We start from the raw sequence: 20,725 nt of genomic DNA on the forward strand, positions 1-20,725 counted from the left end.
ACGATTAAAATTTCATGTTCTTCAACAATTCTTTTATTTTGTACTAACTTTCGCTCATTTTACTGTTATTAAGTATCTAAAATTGTTTTTAATTGATTAAACTCTTCAAGTGATAGATCGACTAATGGTCCACGTACAGAGCCGACATCAATCCCTTGATAATTTAATGCTGCTTTTACTGGTGCTGGTGATGGTGCCATGAAACATGCACGCATAGTTGGTAGCCATTTGCGGTGTAATGAGGCAGCCTTTGTAACCTCACCTTCGAGGTATGCTTGCGTCATTTCCTGCATCTGATTACCAATAATATGAGAGGCAACAGAAACAACCCCGTGACTGCCAATTGCAAGTGAAGGCAGTGTCAGGTGATCTTCTCCTGAATATAAGGAAAAATCATCACTAGTTTGCTCAATAATGTCACTCATCATGTGTAAATCGCCACTAGCATCCTTAATCGAAACAATGTTATCAATCTTTGATAATTCAACGGTCGTGTCGACGGGCATATTAATTACGGATCGCCCCGGTATATTATAGAGCATGATTGGCAATGTTGTTTCCCTTGCGATTGTAGAGAAATGATAATATAAACCAGCAGGGTTCGGTTTATTATAGTATGGTGTAACAAGCATAATACCATCTAATCCTGTGTTTGCAGCTGCTTTGGTGAACTCAGCTGAGGCAGAGGTATCATTATATCCAGCACCACCTATCACACTGATCTCTTGGTCAACTAAACCGACAACATATTCAAAAAGCTGCAATTTCTCATCATGGGTAAGTGTTGGAGATTCTCCTGTCGTTCCTCCTAAGACTAACCCTTCTGAACCGTTATCAATCAAATGAGTCACTAACTTCTCTGTTTTTTTTAAATCTAGACGTCCCATTGAATCAAACGGTGTTACCATTGCAGTTAAGACACGGCCAAAATCCATCAGCACACCCCTCCTATGTTAACGCTCTTCTAAAAACGCTTGGTGTAAAGCATTAACCGCATTTTCTAAATCTTGCTCTTTAACTAACACCCAAATCGTCGTATGGCTGTCAGCAGATTGTAAAATCGGAATATTATAACGCGTTAAAGCTTTCACGACTTTCGAAGCTACACCAGGGACACCTTGTATTCCAGCACCAACAGTCGAGACTTTCGCGCACTTTTCTACAATTTGATAGCGATATTGAAATGCTTCGATAATCGTTGTGGTTTGAGTGAGTCGATCAGTCGGTACAGTGAAAGTAATGCCGTCCATTGATATGTTAAAGAAATCAACAGATATTTGAGCATCTGCTAATGCTGTTAACACATCATTGTGTAGTGTCACCGGATCATCTTCTGATAATACTTTAATTTGTGTAATACCAGATACATGCGCTATTCCCGTTACAAGACGGTCTTTAAACCCTTGGTCAACGGTATGGTCTTTTTTCGCAGTTACAAGTGTACCAGCATCTTGTGAGTACGTTGATCTCACACGAATTGGGATTTTCTCTTGCATCGCAATTTCAACAGCACGTGGATGGATCACCTTCGAACCTTGATACGCTAAATGTACAATTTCATTATAAGTCATAACTTGCAATGTGCGTGCATTCTCGACAATGCGTGGATCAGCTGTTTTTATACCATCAACATCGGTGAAAATATCGACATAATCAGATTGTAACGCACCCCCTAAAGCAACAGCGGATGTATCAGAACCGCCACGACCTAATGTCGTCACGTTGCCATCTTCATCCTGCCCCTGGAAGCCCGCTACAACCACTACATCGTTTGTTTTTAAATATTTGAAGATGTCAGTTGGATCGACTTTATTAATACGAGCATCTGAGAAGTCATTTGTTGTTAAAAATCCAGCTCTTGCTCCTGTTAGTGATGTGGCAGTAACGCCTTGTTGTTGTAATTCGTGCGTCATCACAACTGAAGAAATCGTTTCACCACATGACATTAATAAATCTGTCTCACGTTTCGTAATATGAGTCTCAGGATAATCAATTAACCCTAATAGAGAGTCAGTCGCATATGGGTCCCCTTCACGACCCATTGCAGAAACGACTACAACCACTTGATAGCCTTCTGCTAATGCATCTTTGATATGTTGAATGGCACGCTCTCGCGATTCAGAATCTCTTACCGACGTACCACCAAACTTTTGTACTAATGTCTTCATCTTTGCACCTCATCTTATTGTTCTGTTGTCATTTCAATTAATGTCTGCGCAATTTGTACTGAATTCCATGCTGCGCCTTTTAGCAAGTTATCTGAAACAACCCAGAGGTGAAAGCCGTTTTGCACATCTAAATCTTTACGAACACGCCCAACAAAAATTTCTAGCTTACCTTCAGCGGACAATGGTGTAGGGTAACCTTGATTCATAATATCGTCTTCAAGGACAACACCTTGCCCTTCCTTAATAGTTCCTTGCATTTGTGGAACCGTGACTTGATCATCATCAATCTCGATGTAAACACTTTCTGCATGAGAATAAAAGAATGGTAAACGTACACATGTTGCAGCTACACTTAATTCAGGGGCTTCCATAATTTTTTTCGTTTCATTAATCATTTTCATTTCTTCAAACGTATAATGATTATCTTCAAACGTATCAATTTGAGGTAATGCGTTAAATGCGATTGGATAATGCTTAGGTTCTGATTTTACTGGCATAATTTCTGTATTAACTGTAGTTCCGTCTAACATAGCTTGCGATTGGTCTTTTAACTCTTCAACAGCATCCAATCCTGAACCTGAGACAGATTGATAAGTGGATACAATCACACGGTTAAGTCCATATTTTTGGCGGACTGGTTCTAAAGCGCCAACCATTTGGATTGTCGAGCAGTTTGGATTCGCAATAATTCCTTTATGATTTCTGAGTGCTTCACGGTTAACTTCTGGAACAACAAGAGGCACTTCATCATTCATACGAAATGCACTCGTGTTATCAACAACAACAGCACCACGTTCAACCGCTTCATTTGCTAGTTGTTTTGAAATTGATCCGCCAGCAGAAAATAATGCAATATCTATCCCTTCAAATGCTTCAGGCGTAGCTTCTTGAATCGTAATATTTCTACCACTATATTGAATAAGTTTGCCGACTGATCGTTTCGACGCTAATGGTCTCAACTCTTCAATAGGAAATTCAACCATTTCCAACATTTCGATCATTTTTTGGCCTACTGCTCCTGTTGCTCCGACGATTGCTACATTGTATCTGCTTTTAGCTTCCATGATTCTAATAACCTCCATAATAACGTTTTTATTTTCTAACTCACAGTTTATCATATTTTATGAGAATTAACACTATTGGTCAAAAGGCTGTAATAACGGCTGTAATTGTTCACCATCTAAAGCTTTCTCAACTGTTTGAGGTAATAGAGACATATGAGCGACTAAAGAAGTTGGTTTTTTAATAGGATTATCTTGACCATATGGCACGAAATAAATATGCTTTGCTGGTAGTAATTTTGCTAGATTTTGCGCGTTAAATCCAAGTGCATCATTTGTTGAAATAGCTAAGACAACTGGACTTCTATTACGCAATGTTGCTTTAGCCGCCATTAAAACTGGGCTATCAGTTATGGCATTCGCAAATCGACTAATCGATGCACCCGTCATAGGTGCCACTACCATACAATCAAGTGGTTCTTGGGGACCTAAAGGCTCTGCCCCAGGTATTGAATCTATAATTGGTCGATCGGTAATCGATTGGATTGTTTCAAGATGTTGCTTCGCTTCACCAAATTTCGTATCCGTCGTTTTAACCGTACTAGATATAATCGGAACAACATCTGCCCCTAAGTTAACCAGCTCTTCAATAACTGGAAATGTTTCATCATAAGTGCAATGTGACCCAGTCAAACCAAACCCTATTCTTTTTCCTTTTAATTCCACAGTAAAAACTCTCCTTTACTCATGATCTTGAATAATCATTTGAATAACATGAGCAAGCATTTTACCTGCCGTTTTTGGAGCAACTAATCCTGGCAAACTCGGAGCCAGCATCGTTTCAATTCCTCTCTTCTTGGCAAATCTAAAATCAACACCACCTGGTTTCGACGCTAAATCAAGTATAAAACAAGACGTTGGTAGCTTTTGGATGACTTCTGGTGTTACAACCAATTTTGGAATTGTGTTAATCATTAGATGTGCTGTTGAAGCGGTAGTTAGTAATTCATCATAAGTTATTGGCGTGGCGTGTGTTTCATAAATACGAGCTAAATCAGCATCACTTCTTGCATAAACCGATACGTGAGCACCTAATCCTTGGAAAGACTTTGCAATTGTTTTACCGACGCGCCCATATCCTAAAACTACCACATTGGCATCATGCAAAGTGACATCAGTATGTTGAATCCCTAACATGATTGCTCCTTCTGCAGTCGGTATTGAATTATAAATAGCTAAATCATCTCGGCTCATTAGTGCAGTAATAGTCACTGAAGATTCACTCAGTTGATTTAAATATGGCGTCATAATACCCGTAAAAATTGTGCAATCATCCGAAAATGAAGTGAACCATTCCTCAGATAATTGGATTGATGGACGTCTAAAGTGGGTATCAACAAACCCTTCTTCATCAACTCCTGAAATCGGTAAAACAACGAAATCAATTTTCGCATGATCAACCTGTTGTTCTGTTATGGAAATAACACCCGTTAATTCTTCTTCAGCATCATCAAAACCAATAGCATAAACACTAGCATCATATAATAATAATTGCCTCATTAACTCAAGATACCGGGCGTCACCACCAACAATTAAAGCTGTTTTGCCTGTTAACATCTCATCACCTGCCCATGTTCATTCGGTCCATATTATCCTATGTATAATCAATCAAAACGTGAAAAAGCTGGTTCCTTATTAAAAGAAACCAGCTTAGCATGATAAATATGTTATTAATCTCTCTTGATCACAATCATGTCTTCTCCAATGACTTCGATATCTTTCCATTGAATTGATGTGGATGCTTCACCTTTTTTAAATCCAAGCATGGCATAATCCTGAATAACAATTTCTTCAATTTGTCCAGTCTCACCATTAATTGCAAGATCCGTATGACCTAGTACACCCAGCCGTTCACCTTTGTCTGCGTCAATTAATTCCTTTCCCGTTAAGTCATGATATCGCACCTACAATCACCTCACTATATAGCTGTTAAACTATTATATGCTCTTAGGCACAATCCATGCACGGGCAGGTTCTTTAGAAAATATATCTTCAGCTACTAATTGGATATCTTGGTGAGTGACGTTCTCTAATTTAGTAATGACTTCATCAACAGGCATATGTGGTTCATTTAATAACTCATTTCTACCATTCCGTTGCATACGGCTACTTGTATGTTCTAACCCTAATACAAGTTGCCCTTTCAATTGTTGTATCGTATCGAATCGTTCTTGTTCTTTAATCCCGTTTTGGCGAATATCAGATATAATGTCAAACATAATCGACTCTACATCGTCTAGCCGTTCATATGAAGTTGCACTATAAATCGTTAAAATACCATTATCTCTAAATGGATTATGGTAAGAGAAGATATCATAAGCTAATCCATGGTCTTCCCTCACTTGTTGAAATAAACGAGAACTCATCGCTCCTCCTAATACATTATTCAAAATTGTTAAAGGATACATCGCCTGATCACCAATTGGATATCCATCGAATCCTAAACAGACATGAGCCTGACTAATATCTTCTGTTAATTCTAATTTTCTATGATTAAACGTATGAGATAGAAAGTCTTGTTTAGCGTCACCAGATGTTAGCTCACTAAAATACTTATCTACTAACTTATGAAATTGGTCTGGTACCTGCCCAGCCACAGATAAAACGACACGATCTCCGGTGAAAAAACGCTCTTTAAACTTTATAACATCTTCACGTGAGAGCGATGACAGTGAATCACGGGTACCTAAAATGGACTGTCCTAATGGATGACCTTGGTAACTAGTCTCTTGTAAATAATCATGTATCACATCATCTGGTGTATCTTCTGTCATAGCAATTTCTTCAAAAATTACATCCTTTTCACGTTCAAGTTCATCTTTGTCAATCGATGAATGTAAGACCATATCTGACAACAGTTCAAGCGCCTCTTCAACATGTTCATCCATCACTTTGGCATAGACACATGTATACTCTTTGGAAGTAAAGGCATTTACATGACCACCTATTCGGTCAAAGGCTTCAGCAATTTGTTTAGCCGTTCTTCGGTCAGTCCCTTTAAATAACATATGCTCAATTAAATGGGCCATTCCATTTTCATTCGTTGATTCATAACGAGTTCCAGAAAGAATCCATAATCCTACTGTGACAGAACGGACATGTTCCATTGGTTCTTCAACAACTCGTAGTCCATTACTTAATTGATATCGCTCTAGCATACTTATCGCTCCTATATGTAAAAAAAGAACTGGTTAAAACCAGCTCTTTGGTTCAACTTATGATGTTGATTGTTCTGTCGCTTCTTCTTTAAGCGCTGCCTTGCGTGATAAATTAACGCGTCCTTGTTGATCGATTTCTTTAACTTTAACAAGCATTTCATCACCAACATCAGCAATGTCAGTTACATTCTTAACATGAGATTCGTCTAGTTCACTAATATGCACTAATCCGTCTTTACCGCTAAATAATTCAACAAACGCACCGAATTTCTCAACACGTTTCACTTTGCCAAGGTAAATTTGACCAACTTCTACTTCACGAACTAAGTCTTCTATAATCTGTTTTGCGTGATTAATCTTATCACGATCAGGTGATGAAATAAAGATACGTCCATCTTGTTCAATATCGATTTTCACATCTGTTTCTTCAATAATCTTATTGATTTGTTTACCACTCGGACCAATTACATCTCGAATCTTATCAGGGTTAATTGATAACGATTCGATCTTAGGTGCATATTCAGACAGTTCTTGACGAGGTTCAGAAATAGTATCATTCATATGAGCTAAAATATCCATGCGGCCATTTTTAGCTTGTGTGAGTGCTTCTTCTAGAATGTCGCGTGATAAACCATCGACTTTAATATCCATTTGTAGGGCTGTTACACCTTCTGTCGTACCAGCTACTTTAAAGTCCATGTCACCTAATGCATCTTCCATACCTTGAATATCCGTTAAAACTGTGTAATTTTCCCCAGATTTCACAAGCCCCATTGCAATACCTGCAACTGGCTGTTTAAGCGGTACACCAGCTTGCATCATAGCCATAGTCCCTGCACAAATACTTGCTTGTGACGTAGAACCATTTGACTCTAATATCTCTGATACAACTCGAATCGTGTATGGGAATGTTTCTGAATCAGGAATAACAGCTTCTAATGCACGTTCACCTAATGCACCATGACCAATTTCTCGACGTCCAGGACCACGAACAGGGCCTGTTTCACCCACGCTGTACTGCGGGAAGTTATAATGGTGCATGAAACGTTTTTCTTCTTCTAAATCTAATCCATCTAAAATTTGCACATCACCTAATGGCCCTAATGTACATACACTTAAAGCTTGCGTTTGCCCACGTGTGAACATAGCTGAACCATGAGTACGCGGTAAAACGTCAGTACGAGATGATAGTGGACGAATCTCGTCTAAACCACGCCCATCAGGCCGCACTTTATCAACAGTGATTAATCGACGTACTTCCTCTTTAACAATGGAATCTAACACTGATTTCACTTGAGATAAGACGTCACTTTCCACTTCTGCTTCTTCATATTGTGCGACAATATCAGCTTTTGCCGCATCAATTGCTTCTTCGCGAGCCTGCTTCTCTTCAGTTTGGATAGCTTGGACAATTTTATCTTTAGCTAAATTTGTGACTTCTGTTTCTAGATCTGCTTCAGGTTGGAATAACTCAACTTCCATGTTTTCTTTACCAACTTCAGCCATGATTTCTTCTTGGAATGCGACTAATCGTTTAATTTCTTCATGACCAAACATAATCGCTTCTAACATAATATCCTCTGGTACTTCTTGTGCACCAGCTTCCACCATGTTAATCGCATCTTTGGTTCCTGCAACAGTCAATTCAATATCACTTTCTTTAGATTGTTCGACGGTTGGATTGATGATGAATTCACCGTTAACTCGGCCTACATGCACGCCAGCAATAGGTCCATCAAACGGAATGTCAGAAACGCATAGTGCTAATGAAGAGCCAATCATAGCAGCAATTTCTGAAGAACAGTCTTGATCGAGACTCATAACAGTACTCATAACTTGTACTTCATTACGAAAACCATCAGCAAATAATGGTCGTATAGGACGATCAATTAAACGAGATGTTAGAACGGCTTTATCACTAGGTCTACCTTCTCGTTTAATAAAACCTCCTGGTATTTTACCCACAGCATATAGTTTTTCTTCATAATTAATAGTGAGTGGGAAAAATGGTAAATCTTTCGGTTCATTTGATGCTGTTGCTGCGACTAATACGGAAGTATCTCCGTAACGGACCATAGCTGCACCATTAGCTTGTTTCGCAACTTCGCCTACTTCAAATGTCAGTTGGCGCCCAGCGACATCAATTGAATATGACTTCATTTCATTCGTCATAATATTTACGACTCCTTCCAAACTGTTGCTTATGTAGCCACAAGAAACACGTTTTACTTTCTATTTTATTATTATCATTTTAACATGACAAAATACGAATAGCTTCTTTAAATCAATATTAAACTTGAGTGTTTTAAGAATAAAAGAAAAAGCGGGTACTACCCCGCTTTTTCTAAACTATAGCTTATCGACGTAAACCTAATTTGTTAATTAGATTACGGTAACGTTGGATATCTTTGTTACGTAAATAATTTAACAAATGACGACGACGACCAACCATCTTCATTAAGCCACGACGAGAATGGTGATCATTCTTGTGCTCGCGTAAGTGCGTATTTAGTGTTGTGATTTGTTCAGTTAAAATCGCAACTTGCACTTCTGGAGAACCAGTATCGTTCTCGTGTGTCTTAAATTCGTTGATTAATTCGCTTTTGCGTTCTTGTGATAGGGACATCCTATCCACCTCCTAAATTAGTTTAATCCCCTTCTTCCTCGCATTCGGCGGAGTGACGTAATGCCAAGAAAAAGGTTATAGATCATACATTGATTACAATACATGTTATAAAGCGATAATGCAAGTGCTAGCTAGGATGAGAACGAAGAAAATTTTTCGCTTCTACTTCATCTTGCTCAATACGCTTTATTAGATCTGTCACTTCTGAAAATGCTTCTTCATCACGTATGTAATGTAAAAATAAGACTTCTATGCTACTCTCATAAAGATTATCGTCAAAATCGAACATATGGGCTTCAATAATTGGTTGATCATGTTGATCATCAAATGTTGGATTAAAGCCGACATTTGCCATCCCATCATAACAATTTTCTCCCACATAGACTTGAATAGCATAAACGCCAACACGTGGAATAATATGTTCCTGAGTAACATCTAAATTAGCTGTTGGATAACCAATCTCTCGACCTCTTTGATAACCATATGCGACATTCGCTTCAATCGAAAATGGTCGACCTAATAACCGTTTAGTTTCAGTCAGGTCACCTTCTTTTATAAGATCACGAATCCTCGATGAACTAATTTTTTCACCATCAGAAGAAACTTCATCTACAACTGAATAAGTTAATGCGTTTTTAGCGTATTCATTCATTTGTTGTATTTTACCTGCACCTTTATGGCCGAAAGAAAAGTCAAACCCACCGACTACATGCTTCACATTAAGCGCGATAAAAAATTGATCAACAAACGCTTGAGGTGATAATTGAGCTAAATCATTATTAAAAGTTACGACCACAATATAATCTAAGTTAAATTTGCTAAATTCGTGCATCTTTTCATCATGTGTGGTAATCAAATAGTCGATTAATGGTTGATTTTTAATAACAGTCAATGGATGAGGGCTGAACGTCATCACCCCTGACTTTATTCCTTGTCTTTCAGCCTCATCTATAGCCGTTTGAATAACCTTTTGATGCCCAGTATGTACACCATCAAAATATCCTACTGCAAGACTAACATCATCTAGTACGGGCATTGGTTCAGTTTGCTTTAGACTTAATTCAATTACTTCCATGTCTATCACCTTCTTTACGTTTGCAAAACTTTATATGGTTTCATTAATTCTGACTTGGTCGGATGGGGTTGATATAAAGCGATTAATTCACCATATTCCGTTTCAACTCGAAACAAATCAGTTTCTTTCAGTTTATCGGGAATTGATAGGACTTGTCCATGCTTAAAGCGAATTATTTCATCATCTTCAACGACATAAACAGGTAATTTTGTCAAAGCACGTCCTGGATCTTGTATAAAAGATTCTAACCCTTCAGTTTCTTTTGCTGCCTCAAGTTCAGCAAATGTTACCGTTTCATCTCGATGAAACGTTCCAGCTTCTTCACGAATTAAATGCGTCATATGAGCTGGATAGCCAATCTCGGATCCAATATCAACACATAAGGTTCTGACATACGTTCCACTTGAGCAATTAATTCGAAATGAAAAACGAACATCATTAGTTGAATACTGTGCAAATTGTTCAGTAGCTAGCTCAATAGAATGGATCGTAACATCTCTTACAGGCCTTTCAACTTCTAACCCTTCTCGAGCATATTCATATAGCTTCATACCATCTACTTTAACCGCAGAATACATCGGTGGGATTTGCCTTATTTCACCTTTAAACTTATCTATTGCATGCTTGCAGTCTTCTAAAGTCAAAGATGGGTCCACTTCCTTAGAACTTACAGTGTCACCCGTATTATCTTCTGTCGTCGTTTGCTGCCCTAAAGAAATCTCAGCTACATAAGTTTTAGTGTGATCGGTAATAAAGCTAGTTAATTTAGTAGCTTTTCCTACAGTCATCGGTAATACACCTTCAACATTCGGATCTAGTGTACCTGTGTGACCAATCCTTTTGGTTTGCAGTATGCCTCGCAATTTATTAACACAATCATGCGATGTCATACCTTTTGGTTTCCATAATGGGATGATTCCATTCATGATAACACCTCATTTTACAATCAAACAGATTAAAGGATAGACCTAGTGTCTATCCTTTAGTCATTGATTCTTTATTCTTCATTCAAATCCTTCAAAATTCGTTCAATACGATTACCGTACTCAATCGCTTCATCGATTTCAAACGATATTTCTGGTGTCTTTCGCAAACGAATTCGTTGACCAATCTCGGACCGAATGAAACCTTTTGATTTTGTTAGACCAACGAGTGTTTCTTCTTGTTGAGCATCATCACCATATATAGAAATAAACACTTTTGCCTGTTGTAGATCACCAGTCACTTGGACATCAGTAACTGTTACAAAACCTACACGAGGATCTTTTATCTTACGTGATAAGATATCGCCCATTTCTTTTTTCATTTGTTCGGCGACACGATTAGCTCGTAAATCACTCATTTTCATTCACCTCTTACTATTCCATTTACAACCATTCATATTGAACAGCTGTAATATCTAGATCTGCACGTTTGTCAATTCGATTGACTGCGTTTTGCAGGATCTGTTCCGCAATGACTTGATTTTTGGCTACACAAGCTATTTCAAATGCAGTCCGTTGCCACAAATCGTGATAATCGATTTCAGCAATGCTAACATTTAAATTCTTACTAGCTTGATGCATTGTTTGCTTGATAATTGAACGTTTTGCTTTTAATGACTGGACATCATAAATTAAGCATTCAACATAAGCATAACCAATCATTTAGCGCTCAACTTCCTCCATGATGAAGGCTTCGATTATATCGCCTTCTCTAATATCATTGTAATTCTTAACCGTGATACCACATTCGTAGTTTTGTTGTACTTCTTTGACGTCGTCTTTGAAACGTTTTAGTGAATCGATTTCTCCTTCAAATTGTACAACGCTATCGCGAATAACACGAACACCAGAATTACGGGTGATCTTACCATCCGTTACATAAGAACCTGCGATTGTACCAATTTTCGATACTTTGAAAGTTTCTCGAACTTCAGCTTGACCGATAATTTTCTCTTCGTAAACAGGATCTAGCATACCTTTCATGGCTGCTTCCATTTCTTCAATCACTTTGTAAATAATACGGTGTAAACGAATATCGACGCCTTCATTTTCAGCTGCTCGTTTCGCATTATTATCTGGACGAACGTTAAAGCCAATCACAATACCGTTTGAAGCTGAAGCTAAAATGATATCTGATTCGGTGATCGCACCAACACCAGTATGAATAATGTTAATTTTTGCACCTTCAACTTCAATTTTACGTAATGATGATGCTACAGCTTCCGCTGAACCTTGCACATCAGCTTTGACAATCGCATTGATTTCCTTTAAGTCACCTTGTTTGATTTGATCAAATAGCTCATCAAGGTTTAGCTTGCCTGTTGATTCACGTTGCTCTTGAATTTGTTTTTGTTCACGCATTTGAGCAACTTGTTTGGCTTGCTTATCATCTTTAAAAACTAAGAATTGGTCGCCTGCTTGAGGCACACCATTCAAACCAATCACCTCGACAGGCATAGATGGACTAGCTTTGGATACGGATTTACCAAGATGATTACTCATCGCACGGACTTTTCCGTAATGATTACCTACAACAAGTGAATCACCTTTGTTTAATGTTCCGTTTTGTACGAGTAGCGTTGCGACACTTCCTCGACCTTTTTCAAGTTGTGCTTCAATAACGGTACCATTTGCTACTTTAGCTGGATTAGCTTTTAACTCTTCAACTTCAGCGACAAGGTTAATCATTTCAACTAAATCATCAATACCTTCACCTTGAAGAGCAGATAGTGGAACATAAATTGTGTTACCGCCCCAGTCTTCAGGAACAAGATCATAAGCCATCAGTTCTTGCATAACTCGGTTAGGATCCGAACCTTCTTTGTCCACTTTGTTGACCGCAACAATAATCGGTACTTCTGCTGCTTTAGCGTGGTTAATAGCCTCGATTGTTTGTGGCATAACACCATCATCAGCAGCAACAACTAATATTGCGATATCAGTTATTTGAGCACCTCGAGAACGCATGCTAGTGAATGCTGCGTGTCCTGGTGTATCTAAGAACGTAATCTTCTTATCGTCCTGTTCAATTTGATAGGCACCAATATGCTGTGTAATCCCGCCAGCTTCACCTTCCGTTACCTTTGTCTCACGAATGGAGTCAAGTAGTGTTGTTTTACCATGGTCAACGTGTCCCATAATCGTGACAATAGCTGGACGTACACTTAAGTCTTCTTCAGCATCTTCAGTGATATAGTTATTGATGTCTGTTTGATCAACGACAACTTCTTCTTCAACTTCAACACCATAATCATCACAAATCAGTTCTATTGTTTCGGAATCTAATTGTTGATTAATTGTTGCCATAACACCGAGCATCATTAACTTCTTAATGATTTCTGAAGAGTCTTTATTTAATTTGTCAGCTAATTCTCCGACTGTTAATGAACCTTGATAAGTAACTTTTTCTGGTTGTTCCTGTTTAGTTGATTGCTTATGCTGTTTTTGGTTACCCTTCTGATTCTTGGAGTTATTCTGTTTAGTCTTCTTATTGTTCTGTTTATTCTGGTTTTGAGACTGGTTAGATTTATTTTGCTGCTTATTCTGTTGTTTATTCTGCGATTGATTCTGGTTTTGTTGTTTACTGTTTTGATTTTGGTTATTAGAAGATTTGTTCTCTTGTTTTTGTTGCTGGCTTTGCTTCTGTTTTGAATCCTGTTGCTGTTGAGTTTGTTGTTTTGGTTCTTCTTTTTGAGCACCTTTAGATGTTGTTTGTGCTTGTTCTGGTTGATAGATTTCATCTAATTGACGAATCGTATTATCAGTGATCGTTGACATATGATTTGAAATCTCAACATCAAGTTCTTTTAATTTATTAATGACTTCTTTACTTGATACGTTTTGTTGTTTGGCATATTCGTATACGCGCATTTTTTTCATACATTCACCCCCGAATATTATTCCGATAACTTTTCTAGGAGTTTGTTAGCAAACCCTTTATCTGTTACCGCAATGGCAACACGCCCATCTTTCCCGATTGATTGCGATAATGTTTGCCGATCGCTCACAATAACGTATGGTACGTGATAACTTTGACACTTATCTGTTAATTTTTTCGTCGTATTTTGCGAAGCATCATTTGCAATTAAAACAAGTTGAGCTTCGTTATGACGAATACTTTCAACAATATTTTCTTCTCCTAAAATCAACTTCCGAGCGCGATTGGCTAAACCGAGCATGTTCAAGTAAGATTGGTTCATGATGATTCACTCACATGTTGCAATAATTCATCATATAACGTTTCATCAACATCAGCATTTAAATGACGGTTTAACGCTTTTGTTTGTTTTGCTTTTTCAATCGTGGAAACATCCCTACTTAAATATGCACCTCGACCATTTTGTTTGCCCGTTTCGTCAATGAATACGTCTCCCTCTTTATTTCGCACAACACGAATTAATTCCTTTTTGGGAAACATTTCTTGAGTTATGACACATTTACGCAATGGTTGCTTCTTTTGTTTAGCCAATACTCTCTCCCCCTTTTACACTTCCTCGTCTTCTTCGACTTGATCAGCTAATTCAGATTCAGCTTCATCAGAAGTACCTTCTTCATTTGCTTCAGATTCACTCTTGATATCAATTTTCCAACCAGTCAAACGGGCAGCCAACCTAGCATTCTGTCCTTTTTTACCGATTGCTAATGACAACTGGTCATCTGGAACAATAACTGTTGTTGCATGTTCTTCTTCATCAACTAATACATCAATCACTTTGGAAGGACTTAATGCATTGGATATATATACAACAGGATCCTCTGAATAATGGACGATATCAATCTTCTCTCCATTTAACTCATCAACGACTGTTTGCACACGCTGTCCGCGTTGACCAACACAAGAGCCAACAGGGTCGATTTCTGGATCATCAGCATGCACGCTGATTTTAGAGCGGTCTCCCGCTTCACGAGATACGGACATAATGTCTACAATACCTTCATAGATCTCAGGTACTTCGATTTCAAACAAACGTTTGAGTAAACCTGGATGTGTACGAGAAACATATACCTGAGGCCCTTTACTCGTATTCTCAACCTTCGTTACATAAACTTTAATGCGGTCATGCACTTGATATGACTCGCCTGGCATGACTTCATTCGTTGGTAATTTACCTTCAACTTTTCCTAAATGGATGTATAAATAACGATTATCCATTCGTTGCACAGTGCCAATTATAATATCATCTAAACGGTCAACAAAATCATTGTAAATCACACCGCGTTCTGCTTCACGAACACGCTGTGTGACAACTTGCTTAGCTGCTTGAGCAGCAATTCGACCGAAATCTTGAGGTGTCACTTCATGTTCCACAACATCTTCTAATTCATAAGAAGGGTCAATCTGTTGGGCGTCCTCTAGTGATACTTCTAAATCCTCATCCTCAACTTCATCTACGACCACTCGACGTGAAAATACTTTCATTGTGTTATCGTCAGAATCTAATTCAACACGTACATTCGTTTTTGAATTGAAGTTTTTCTTATAAGCAGAAACGAGTGCAGCGTCTAATGCTTCATACAATACTTCACGATCAATTCCTTTTTCATCCGCTAACGTTTCCATCGCTTCAAACAATTCTCTATTCAACTGTTAAACCTCCCCAATTTAAAACTGAACAGCCAAATGTGCATTGGCTACTTTTTCATATGGAATTGTCACTTGTTTCGTTTGTGTTTTTACTTTTATTTCAAGTGTCAATTGATCATTAACAAACTCTTTTAAATCACCGAAAAATTCTTTATCACCATCAATTGGCTCATAAGTTTTGACGTAAATATAAGAACCTTCAAACCGTTCAAAGTCTTCTCTTTTCTTTAATTTACGTTCTACTCCTGGTGATGATACCTCTAGAAAATACGCTTGCTCTATAGGATCACGGTGATCTAACTCTTCACTTAGTTTTTCACTAACGCGCTCGCAATCTTCGATATCTACACCGCCTTCTTTATCGACATAGACACGGAGAAAATGATTTTTTCCTTCTTTTACAAATTCAACATCAACCAGTTCTAAGTTCATGTCTTCAACAATTGGTTGTGCAATCTCTTCTGTTAATGAAATGATCTTCTTACTCACATAATACCCTCCTTCGTCATGTTTCTATCAACATATCGTCATCAGATGTAAGTTATCTGTTGCTGTTACAAAAATTTGCCCTGCTGTATAAGGTGAAGCGAGCAGCAGGGTAGACAAAACGAAAGAGTGGGAAGAACCCACTCTTTCATCGTAGACGTATCTTTTGCTAATCTGTCAATTAATATACCATAAATAGGTATATCATGCAACCACGTGCTGATTTAACACCTTTAATTGATCAAAACAGTGATAATTGATTTTGATCAGGTAACTCACCTAAACAACCGTGGTGATCTAAATACTCCAATACCGTTTTAGATATACGCGAGCGCTCTCGTAAATCTTCTTTCGAAAGAAATTCCCCATCTTCTCTAGATTTTACAATATTAATTGCCGCATTTGTTCCTAAACCATCGATCGCGTTAAACGGTGGAATTAAAGTGTCGCCGTCAACGATAAACCGCTGACTATCAGAACGATATAAATCAACCGATTGGAATTGATAACCTCGCATCGTCATTTCAAGAGCAAGTTCTAGAACAGTCAGCAAACTTTTTTCTTTCGGCGATGCTTCATTCCCTTTTTCTAATATATCTTCAACCCGTCGTTTAATGGCTTCAGGTCCTTTAACCATCGTGTCAATGTCAAAATCGTCAGCTCTAACTGAAAAATAGGCCGCATAAAATTCAATTGGATAATGCACCTTGAAATAAGCAATTCGTACAGCCATTAATACATAAGCTGCTGCGTGTGCTTTCGGGAACATATATTTAATCTTCTTACAAGATTCAATATACCAATCAGGCACGCCATGGTTTTTCATTTCTTCAATCCATTCGTCTTTCAAACCACGACCTTTACGGACATATTCCATAATGGTAAAAGCTAAAGATGACTCCAAGCCTTTCTGTAATAAATAAACCATAATATCATCTCGGCAACCAATAACATCGCCAATTTCGCAAATTCCGTCATTAATTAATTCCTGAGCGTTACCTAACCATACGTCAGTACCATGAGATAAACCAGAAATAATAACTAATTCAGCAAAACTTGAAGGCTTTGTATCTTCAAGCATTTGGCGAACAAATCGCGTACCAAACTCTGGCACTCCTAATGTCCCTGTTTTACAAAGAATATCTTCTTCATTAACCCCTAACACCTCAGGGCCACTAAATATTTTCATCATTTCAGGGTCATTGGTTGGCACCGTTTCTGGGTCTATTCCCGTTAAGTCTTGTAACATTCTAATAACAGTCGGGTCATCATGTCCAAGTATATCTAGTTTTAATAAGTTATCATGAATCGAATGGAAATCAAAATGTGTTGTTAACCATTCCGAACTAGAGTCATCAGCTGGATACTGAATAGGTGAAAAATCATATATTTCATAATCATCTGGAACGACAATAATTCCGCCTGGATGCTGACCTGTCGTCCGTTTAACTCCTGTACACCCTTGTACAAGTCGATCAACTTCAGCCTGACGATACATGAGTTGATGGTCTTGAGCATAGCCTTTCACAAATCCATAAGCCGTTTTCTCAGCTACAGTACCAATTGTTCCTGCACGATAAACTTTATCATCACCAAATAACACTTTCGTATAATGGTGAGCAACTGGTTGATACTCGCCAGAGAAGTTCAAATCAATATCCGGAACTTTATCACCTTTAAACCCTAAAAATGTTTCAAACGGAATATCTTGCCCGTCTCGGCGATAGGCAGTTCCACACTGTTCGCAATCCTTTTTCGATAAATCAAAGCCTGAGCCGACACTACCGTCAGTATAAAATTCATGGTGCTGACAGTTTGGACAAACATAATGTGGTGGTAATGGATTCACTTCTGTAATTTCCATCATGGTTGCTACAAATGATGATCCAACAGAACCACGCGAGCCAACAAGATAACCATCGTCTAATGATTTTTTTACAATCTTTTGAGAGATTAAATAAATAACCGAGAATCCATTTTTAATAATACTGGTTAATTCAGTATCTAAACGCTTGGATACGAGATCTGGTAACTCATCTCCATAAATCGACTTGGCCCGTGTATAACACATGTCACGAATTTCATCATCTGCACCTTCAATGTTAGGTGTATATAATTCATCTTTAATTGGTTTGATATCTTCAATCTGATCAGTCACCCAGTTTGTATTCGTTACCACGATTTCTTTTGCCACATCATCGCCTAAGAAAGCAAAGTCTTCTAACATGTCTGCAGTCGTTTTAAAATAGACATCTGGAATCGTTTGTCGATTTAATGGGTTCCCGCTTTGTGATGCAATTAATATTTGGCGATATATTTTCTCATGTGAATGCAAATGATGTACGTTACCTGTTGCGACAACAGGTATATCTAGTTTCTTACCAATCGCTACAAGTTTCTTAATCAATTGCTTAATGTGCTCAACTGATTGAACGTTTTCCTTCTCAATCAAATGATAGTAATTCATTGGCGGTTGGACTTCTATATAATCATAAAATTCGGCAACCTCTTCTGCCTCTTCTTCTGACTTGAGTGCAATCGTATCAAACAGTTCACCTTGGTCGCAGGCAGATCCAATAAATAGTCCATCACGATGTTTCTTAAGTTGTGAGCGAGGAATTCTTGGAACACGATAAAAATAATCAATATGTGACATCGATACAAGTTTAAATAAGTTTTTTAATCCTTCGTCAGTTTGTGCAATGATCGTAGCATGGTTTGGGCGTGAACGTTTGTAAGCATCGCCTTGTCCCACGTAATTATTTAAGTCCGCATGTGTTTCTATGTCTTTTTCCTTCGCCGATTTAACTAAACTCCACAACAAATAACCTGTCGCTTCAGCGTCATAAATAGCGCGGTGATGTTGAGTTAAATCAATATTGAGATGTTTACAAAGCGTATTTAAACGATGATTTTTTAAGTTTGGATACAATAGCCTTGCTAATTCTAATGTATCGATGACTGGATTGGTCACTTTTGGCAAGTTGACCTGCTTATAAGCTGCGTTAATAAAGCCAATATCAAAGCTAGCATTATGAGCAACTAATATGTCTTCACCACACCACTCATAAAAATCGCGAGTTACCTCTTCGATCTCAGGTGCGTCTTTTACCATGTCATCAGTAATGCCGGTTAAATCTATTGTTGTTTGACTTAACTTTTGGTGTGGATTGGCAAATCGTTCAAACCGATCGATAATTTCTCCGTCATGAACTTTTACAGCTGCGAGTTCTATGATCTTATCATAAGCAGCGGATAAGCCTGTTGTTTCAACGTCAAATACGATATAAGTAGCATCGTGTAAGGTCTGGTTTGCCTCGTTATAAGCAATTGGCACACCATCATCAACTAAGTTCGCTTCGATTCCATATAGCACTTTCACACCATGCTTTTGACTCGCATTATAGGCTTCAGGAAAAGCTTGTACGACACCATGATCTGTTATAGCAACAGCTTCGTGCCCCCATTTAGCTGCTTGTTCGACTAAACTTTCAGCAGATACAGTCGCATCCATTTGACTCATCGTTGTATGCGCATGAAGCTCAACTCGTTTTTCGCCATCAATACCTGGATCTTGACGCGTTTTAGCTTTTACTTCATTTAAATCTTGACCCATCATCATTAATTCATTTGTATAGGTGTCAGTCTGTATACTACCTCTAGCTTTTAACCACATACCTGCTTTGACTTGTGCAAATAATGTTTTTTGTTCATCACCTTTAGAAAACATCTTAATTTGGATTGAATCTGTATAGTCCGTGATACTAATAATGAGTAGATCTCGCCCAGAACGAAGGTTACGAATATCTACATCAAAAACATAGCCTTGAATGACCATCCGTCGCTCTTCTTCTAGAATATGGTGCATTTCTATAGCATCTTCTTTGATCTCATAGCCAATTTGAAGAGGACCTTCTGTTTCACTTTCAGAAGACTCAGCTTCTTCTTTAGCTTTTTGTCTTTCAGCCTGTTCTTGCATCGCCTTTTGAACCAACGTACGTTCTTCTTCAAGCTTTTGTTGTTGAAAAGCTTGAATAGCTTCTTCGTTTTGGCTTACTTCGAGTTGAATATGACAAGCTTTTAGACCATGTTTATGACAATAGCTTTGAAATAATGGATCGAGCTTTTTCTTAACCATATTAGCTTCAGCGTCATTCCGAGCATTTAAGATGACACTTGACCCTTCTAGCCTAGGTGTCTGATTACAAATGAATTCTTTATAAGCTGGAAACAAATCATGAACAGAATGGATGAAATCAAACCAATACGCTTGGAAAATGCTCTCACTTACTGTCGATTCGTCTGTTGTAATCTGTACATCAACAGATGCCACATGGTGAAAAGCTGTTTGTAAATTCGCTTTGAATAATGAAATGACGTCATAATCAAATGGATGTGGGTTATGTAAATGAAAGATCCACTGTTTCGTCGATTTATAAACCGTTAGTTTCTCTAAGATGGTCTGATCAAAATGATTATTCACCACGTCATCAGGCATATTTATTTGTTCTAGTAATAACTCTAATTTTTCGCGTTTATTTAAATCCATACTCGATTCCTCACTTAAAAGGTGGACTTATCAT

Annotated in this window: 19 protein-coding genes; all 19 read right to left on the bottom strand. The window is 38.0% G+C overall.

What is annotated here, in order from left to right; genetic code table 11:
- Positions 1-68 precede the first annotated feature (68 nt).
- Positions 69-935: a 4-hydroxy-tetrahydrodipicolinate synthase gene (gene dapA, locus J2S77_RS04920; protein WP_306975196.1), complete on the bottom strand. Its 867-nt coding sequence runs from the start codon at positions 933-935 to the stop codon at positions 69-71.
- An 18-nt stretch (positions 936-953) separates the two neighbouring features.
- On the bottom strand, positions 954-2,168 hold the full coding sequence (gene dapG / locus J2S77_RS04925) for an aspartate kinase (protein ID WP_306975198.1): 1,215 nt from the start codon (positions 2,166-2,168) through the stop codon (positions 954-956).
- 14 nt (positions 2,169-2,182) lie between these two features.
- Entirely contained in the window at positions 2,183-3,232 is a 1,050-nt protein-coding gene (locus tag J2S77_RS04930) for an aspartate-semialdehyde dehydrogenase (protein ID WP_306975200.1), read from the bottom strand.
- Between the two features lie 72 nt (positions 3,233-3,304).
- Positions 3,305-3,895 carry a dipicolinate synthase subunit B gene (locus J2S77_RS04935; protein ID WP_306975202.1) on the bottom strand — a complete coding sequence of 197 codons (591 nt, stop codon included), beginning with the start codon at positions 3,893-3,895 and terminating at the stop codon, positions 3,305-3,307.
- A gap of 15 nt (positions 3,896-3,910) precedes the next feature.
- A complete protein-coding gene (gene dpaA / locus J2S77_RS04940; protein ID WP_306975204.1) occupies positions 3,911-4,786 on the bottom strand; it encodes a dipicolinic acid synthetase subunit A in 876 nt (291 codons plus the stop codon).
- Positions 4,787-4,899: 113 nt separating this feature from the next.
- Positions 4,900-5,133, bottom strand: a complete 234-nt coding sequence (locus J2S77_RS04945; protein ID WP_306975206.1) for a YlmC/YmxH family sporulation protein — start codon at positions 5,131-5,133, stop codon at positions 4,900-4,902.
- A 33-nt stretch (positions 5,134-5,166) separates the two neighbouring features.
- The gene (locus J2S77_RS04950; protein ID WP_306975208.1) at positions 5,167-6,387 is read right to left on the bottom strand and encodes a M16 family metallopeptidase; all 1,221 of its coding nucleotides are present in this window, start codon (positions 6,385-6,387) and stop codon (positions 5,167-5,169) included.
- A gap of 57 nt (positions 6,388-6,444) precedes the next feature.
- Entirely contained in the window at positions 6,445-8,559 is a 2,115-nt protein-coding gene (gene pnp / locus J2S77_RS04955; RefSeq protein WP_306975209.1) for a polyribonucleotide nucleotidyltransferase, read from the bottom strand.
- Between the two features lie 184 nt (positions 8,560-8,743).
- On the bottom strand, positions 8,744-9,013 hold the full coding sequence (gene rpsO / locus J2S77_RS04960) for a 30S ribosomal protein S15 (protein WP_306975211.1): 270 nt from the start codon (positions 9,011-9,013) through the stop codon (positions 8,744-8,746).
- Positions 9,014-9,140: 127 nt separating this feature from the next.
- Positions 9,141-10,088: a bifunctional riboflavin kinase/FAD synthetase gene (locus tag J2S77_RS04965; RefSeq protein ID WP_306975213.1), complete on the bottom strand. Its 948-nt coding sequence runs from the start codon at positions 10,086-10,088 to the stop codon at positions 9,141-9,143.
- Between the two features lie 14 nt (positions 10,089-10,102).
- Entirely contained in the window at positions 10,103-11,017 is a 915-nt protein-coding gene (gene truB / locus J2S77_RS04970) for a tRNA pseudouridine(55) synthase TruB (protein ID WP_306975504.1), read from the bottom strand.
- Between the two features lie 68 nt (positions 11,018-11,085).
- Positions 11,086-11,430 (bottom strand): 30S ribosome-binding factor RbfA, encoded by a 345-nt coding sequence (gene rbfA / locus J2S77_RS04975; protein ID WP_306975215.1) that lies wholly within the window; start codon positions 11,428-11,430, stop codon positions 11,086-11,088.
- A gap of 25 nt (positions 11,431-11,455) precedes the next feature.
- Positions 11,456-11,734, bottom strand: coding sequence for a DUF503 domain-containing protein (locus J2S77_RS04980; RefSeq protein ID WP_306975216.1), 279 nt, complete (start codon positions 11,732-11,734; stop codon positions 11,456-11,458).
- Entirely contained in the window at positions 11,735-13,951 is a 2,217-nt protein-coding gene (gene infB / locus J2S77_RS04985; protein ID WP_306975218.1) for a translation initiation factor IF-2, read from the bottom strand.
- Positions 13,952-13,968: 17 nt separating this feature from the next.
- A complete protein-coding gene (locus J2S77_RS04990) occupies positions 13,969-14,271 on the bottom strand; it encodes a YlxQ family RNA-binding protein (RefSeq protein ID WP_306975220.1) in 303 nt (100 codons plus the stop codon).
- On the bottom strand, positions 14,268-14,540 hold the full coding sequence (gene rnpM, locus J2S77_RS04995; RefSeq protein WP_306975222.1) for an RNase P modulator RnpM: 273 nt from the start codon (positions 14,538-14,540) through the stop codon (positions 14,268-14,270). The genes J2S77_RS04990 and rnpM overlap by 4 nt, the downstream gene beginning before the upstream one ends.
- 15 nt (positions 14,541-14,555) lie before the next feature.
- Complete coding sequence (gene nusA / locus J2S77_RS05000) at positions 14,556-15,656, bottom strand: transcription termination factor NusA (RefSeq protein WP_306975224.1); 1,101 nt, start codon at positions 15,654-15,656, stop codon at positions 14,556-14,558.
- Positions 15,657-15,674: 18 nt separating this feature from the next.
- Positions 15,675-16,145, bottom strand: a complete 471-nt coding sequence (gene rimP / locus J2S77_RS05005) for a ribosome maturation factor RimP (RefSeq protein ID WP_306975226.1) — start codon at positions 16,143-16,145, stop codon at positions 15,675-15,677.
- 238 nt (positions 16,146-16,383) lie between these two features.
- Positions 16,384-20,691 (bottom strand): PolC-type DNA polymerase III, encoded by a 4,308-nt coding sequence (locus J2S77_RS05010; protein WP_306975228.1) that lies wholly within the window; start codon positions 20,689-20,691, stop codon positions 16,384-16,386.
- Between the last annotated feature and the right edge of the window lie 34 nt (positions 20,692-20,725).

It is taken from the genome of Alkalibacillus salilacus (assembly GCF_030812915.1).
Lineage (GTDB): Bacteria > Bacillota > Bacilli > Bacillales > Alkalibacillaceae > Alkalibacillus > Alkalibacillus salilacus.

Bases quoted from the DNA above. Each gene is read 5' to 3' on its own strand.
- rbfA (WP_306975215.1), bottom strand. From the start codon at position 11,430: ATGAGTGATTTACGAGCTAATCGTGTCGCCGAACAAATGAAAAAAGAA.
- J2S77_RS04990 (WP_306975220.1), bottom strand. From the start codon at position 14,271: ATGAACCAATCTTACTTGAACATGCTCGGTTTAGCCAATCGCGCTCGG.
- dapA (WP_306975196.1), bottom strand. From the start codon at position 935: ATGGATTTTGGCCGTGTCTTAACTGCAATGGTAACACCGTTTGATTCA.
- dpaA (WP_306975204.1), bottom strand. From the start codon at position 4,786: ATGTTAACAGGCAAAACAGCTTTAATTGTTGGTGGTGACGCCCGGTAT.
- pnp (WP_306975209.1), bottom strand. From the start codon at position 8,559: ATGACGAATGAAATGAAGTCATATTCAATTGATGTCGCTGGGCGCCAA.
- J2S77_RS04950 (WP_306975208.1), bottom strand. From the start codon at position 6,387: ATGCTAGAGCGATATCAATTAAGTAATGGACTACGAGTTGTTGAAGAA.
- rpsO (WP_306975211.1), bottom strand. From the start codon at position 9,013: ATGTCCCTATCACAAGAACGCAAAAGCGAATTAATCAACGAATTTAAG.
- J2S77_RS05010 (WP_306975228.1), bottom strand. From the start codon at position 20,691: ATGGATTTAAATAAACGCGAAAAATTAGAGTTATTACTAGAACAAATA.
- J2S77_RS04980 (WP_306975216.1), bottom strand. From the start codon at position 11,734: ATGATTGGTTATGCTTATGTTGAATGCTTAATTTATGATGTCCAGTCA.
- infB (WP_306975218.1), bottom strand. From the start codon at position 13,951: ATGAAAAAAATGCGCGTATACGAATATGCCAAACAACAAAACGTATCA.
- J2S77_RS04965 (WP_306975213.1), bottom strand. From the start codon at position 10,088: ATGGAAGTAATTGAATTAAGTCTAAAGCAAACTGAACCAATGCCCGTA.
- J2S77_RS04930 (WP_306975200.1), bottom strand. From the start codon at position 3,232: ATGGAAGCTAAAAGCAGATACAATGTAGCAATCGTCGGAGCAACAGGA.
- dapG (WP_306975198.1), bottom strand. From the start codon at position 2,168: ATGAAGACATTAGTACAAAAGTTTGGTGGTACGTCGGTAAGAGATTCT.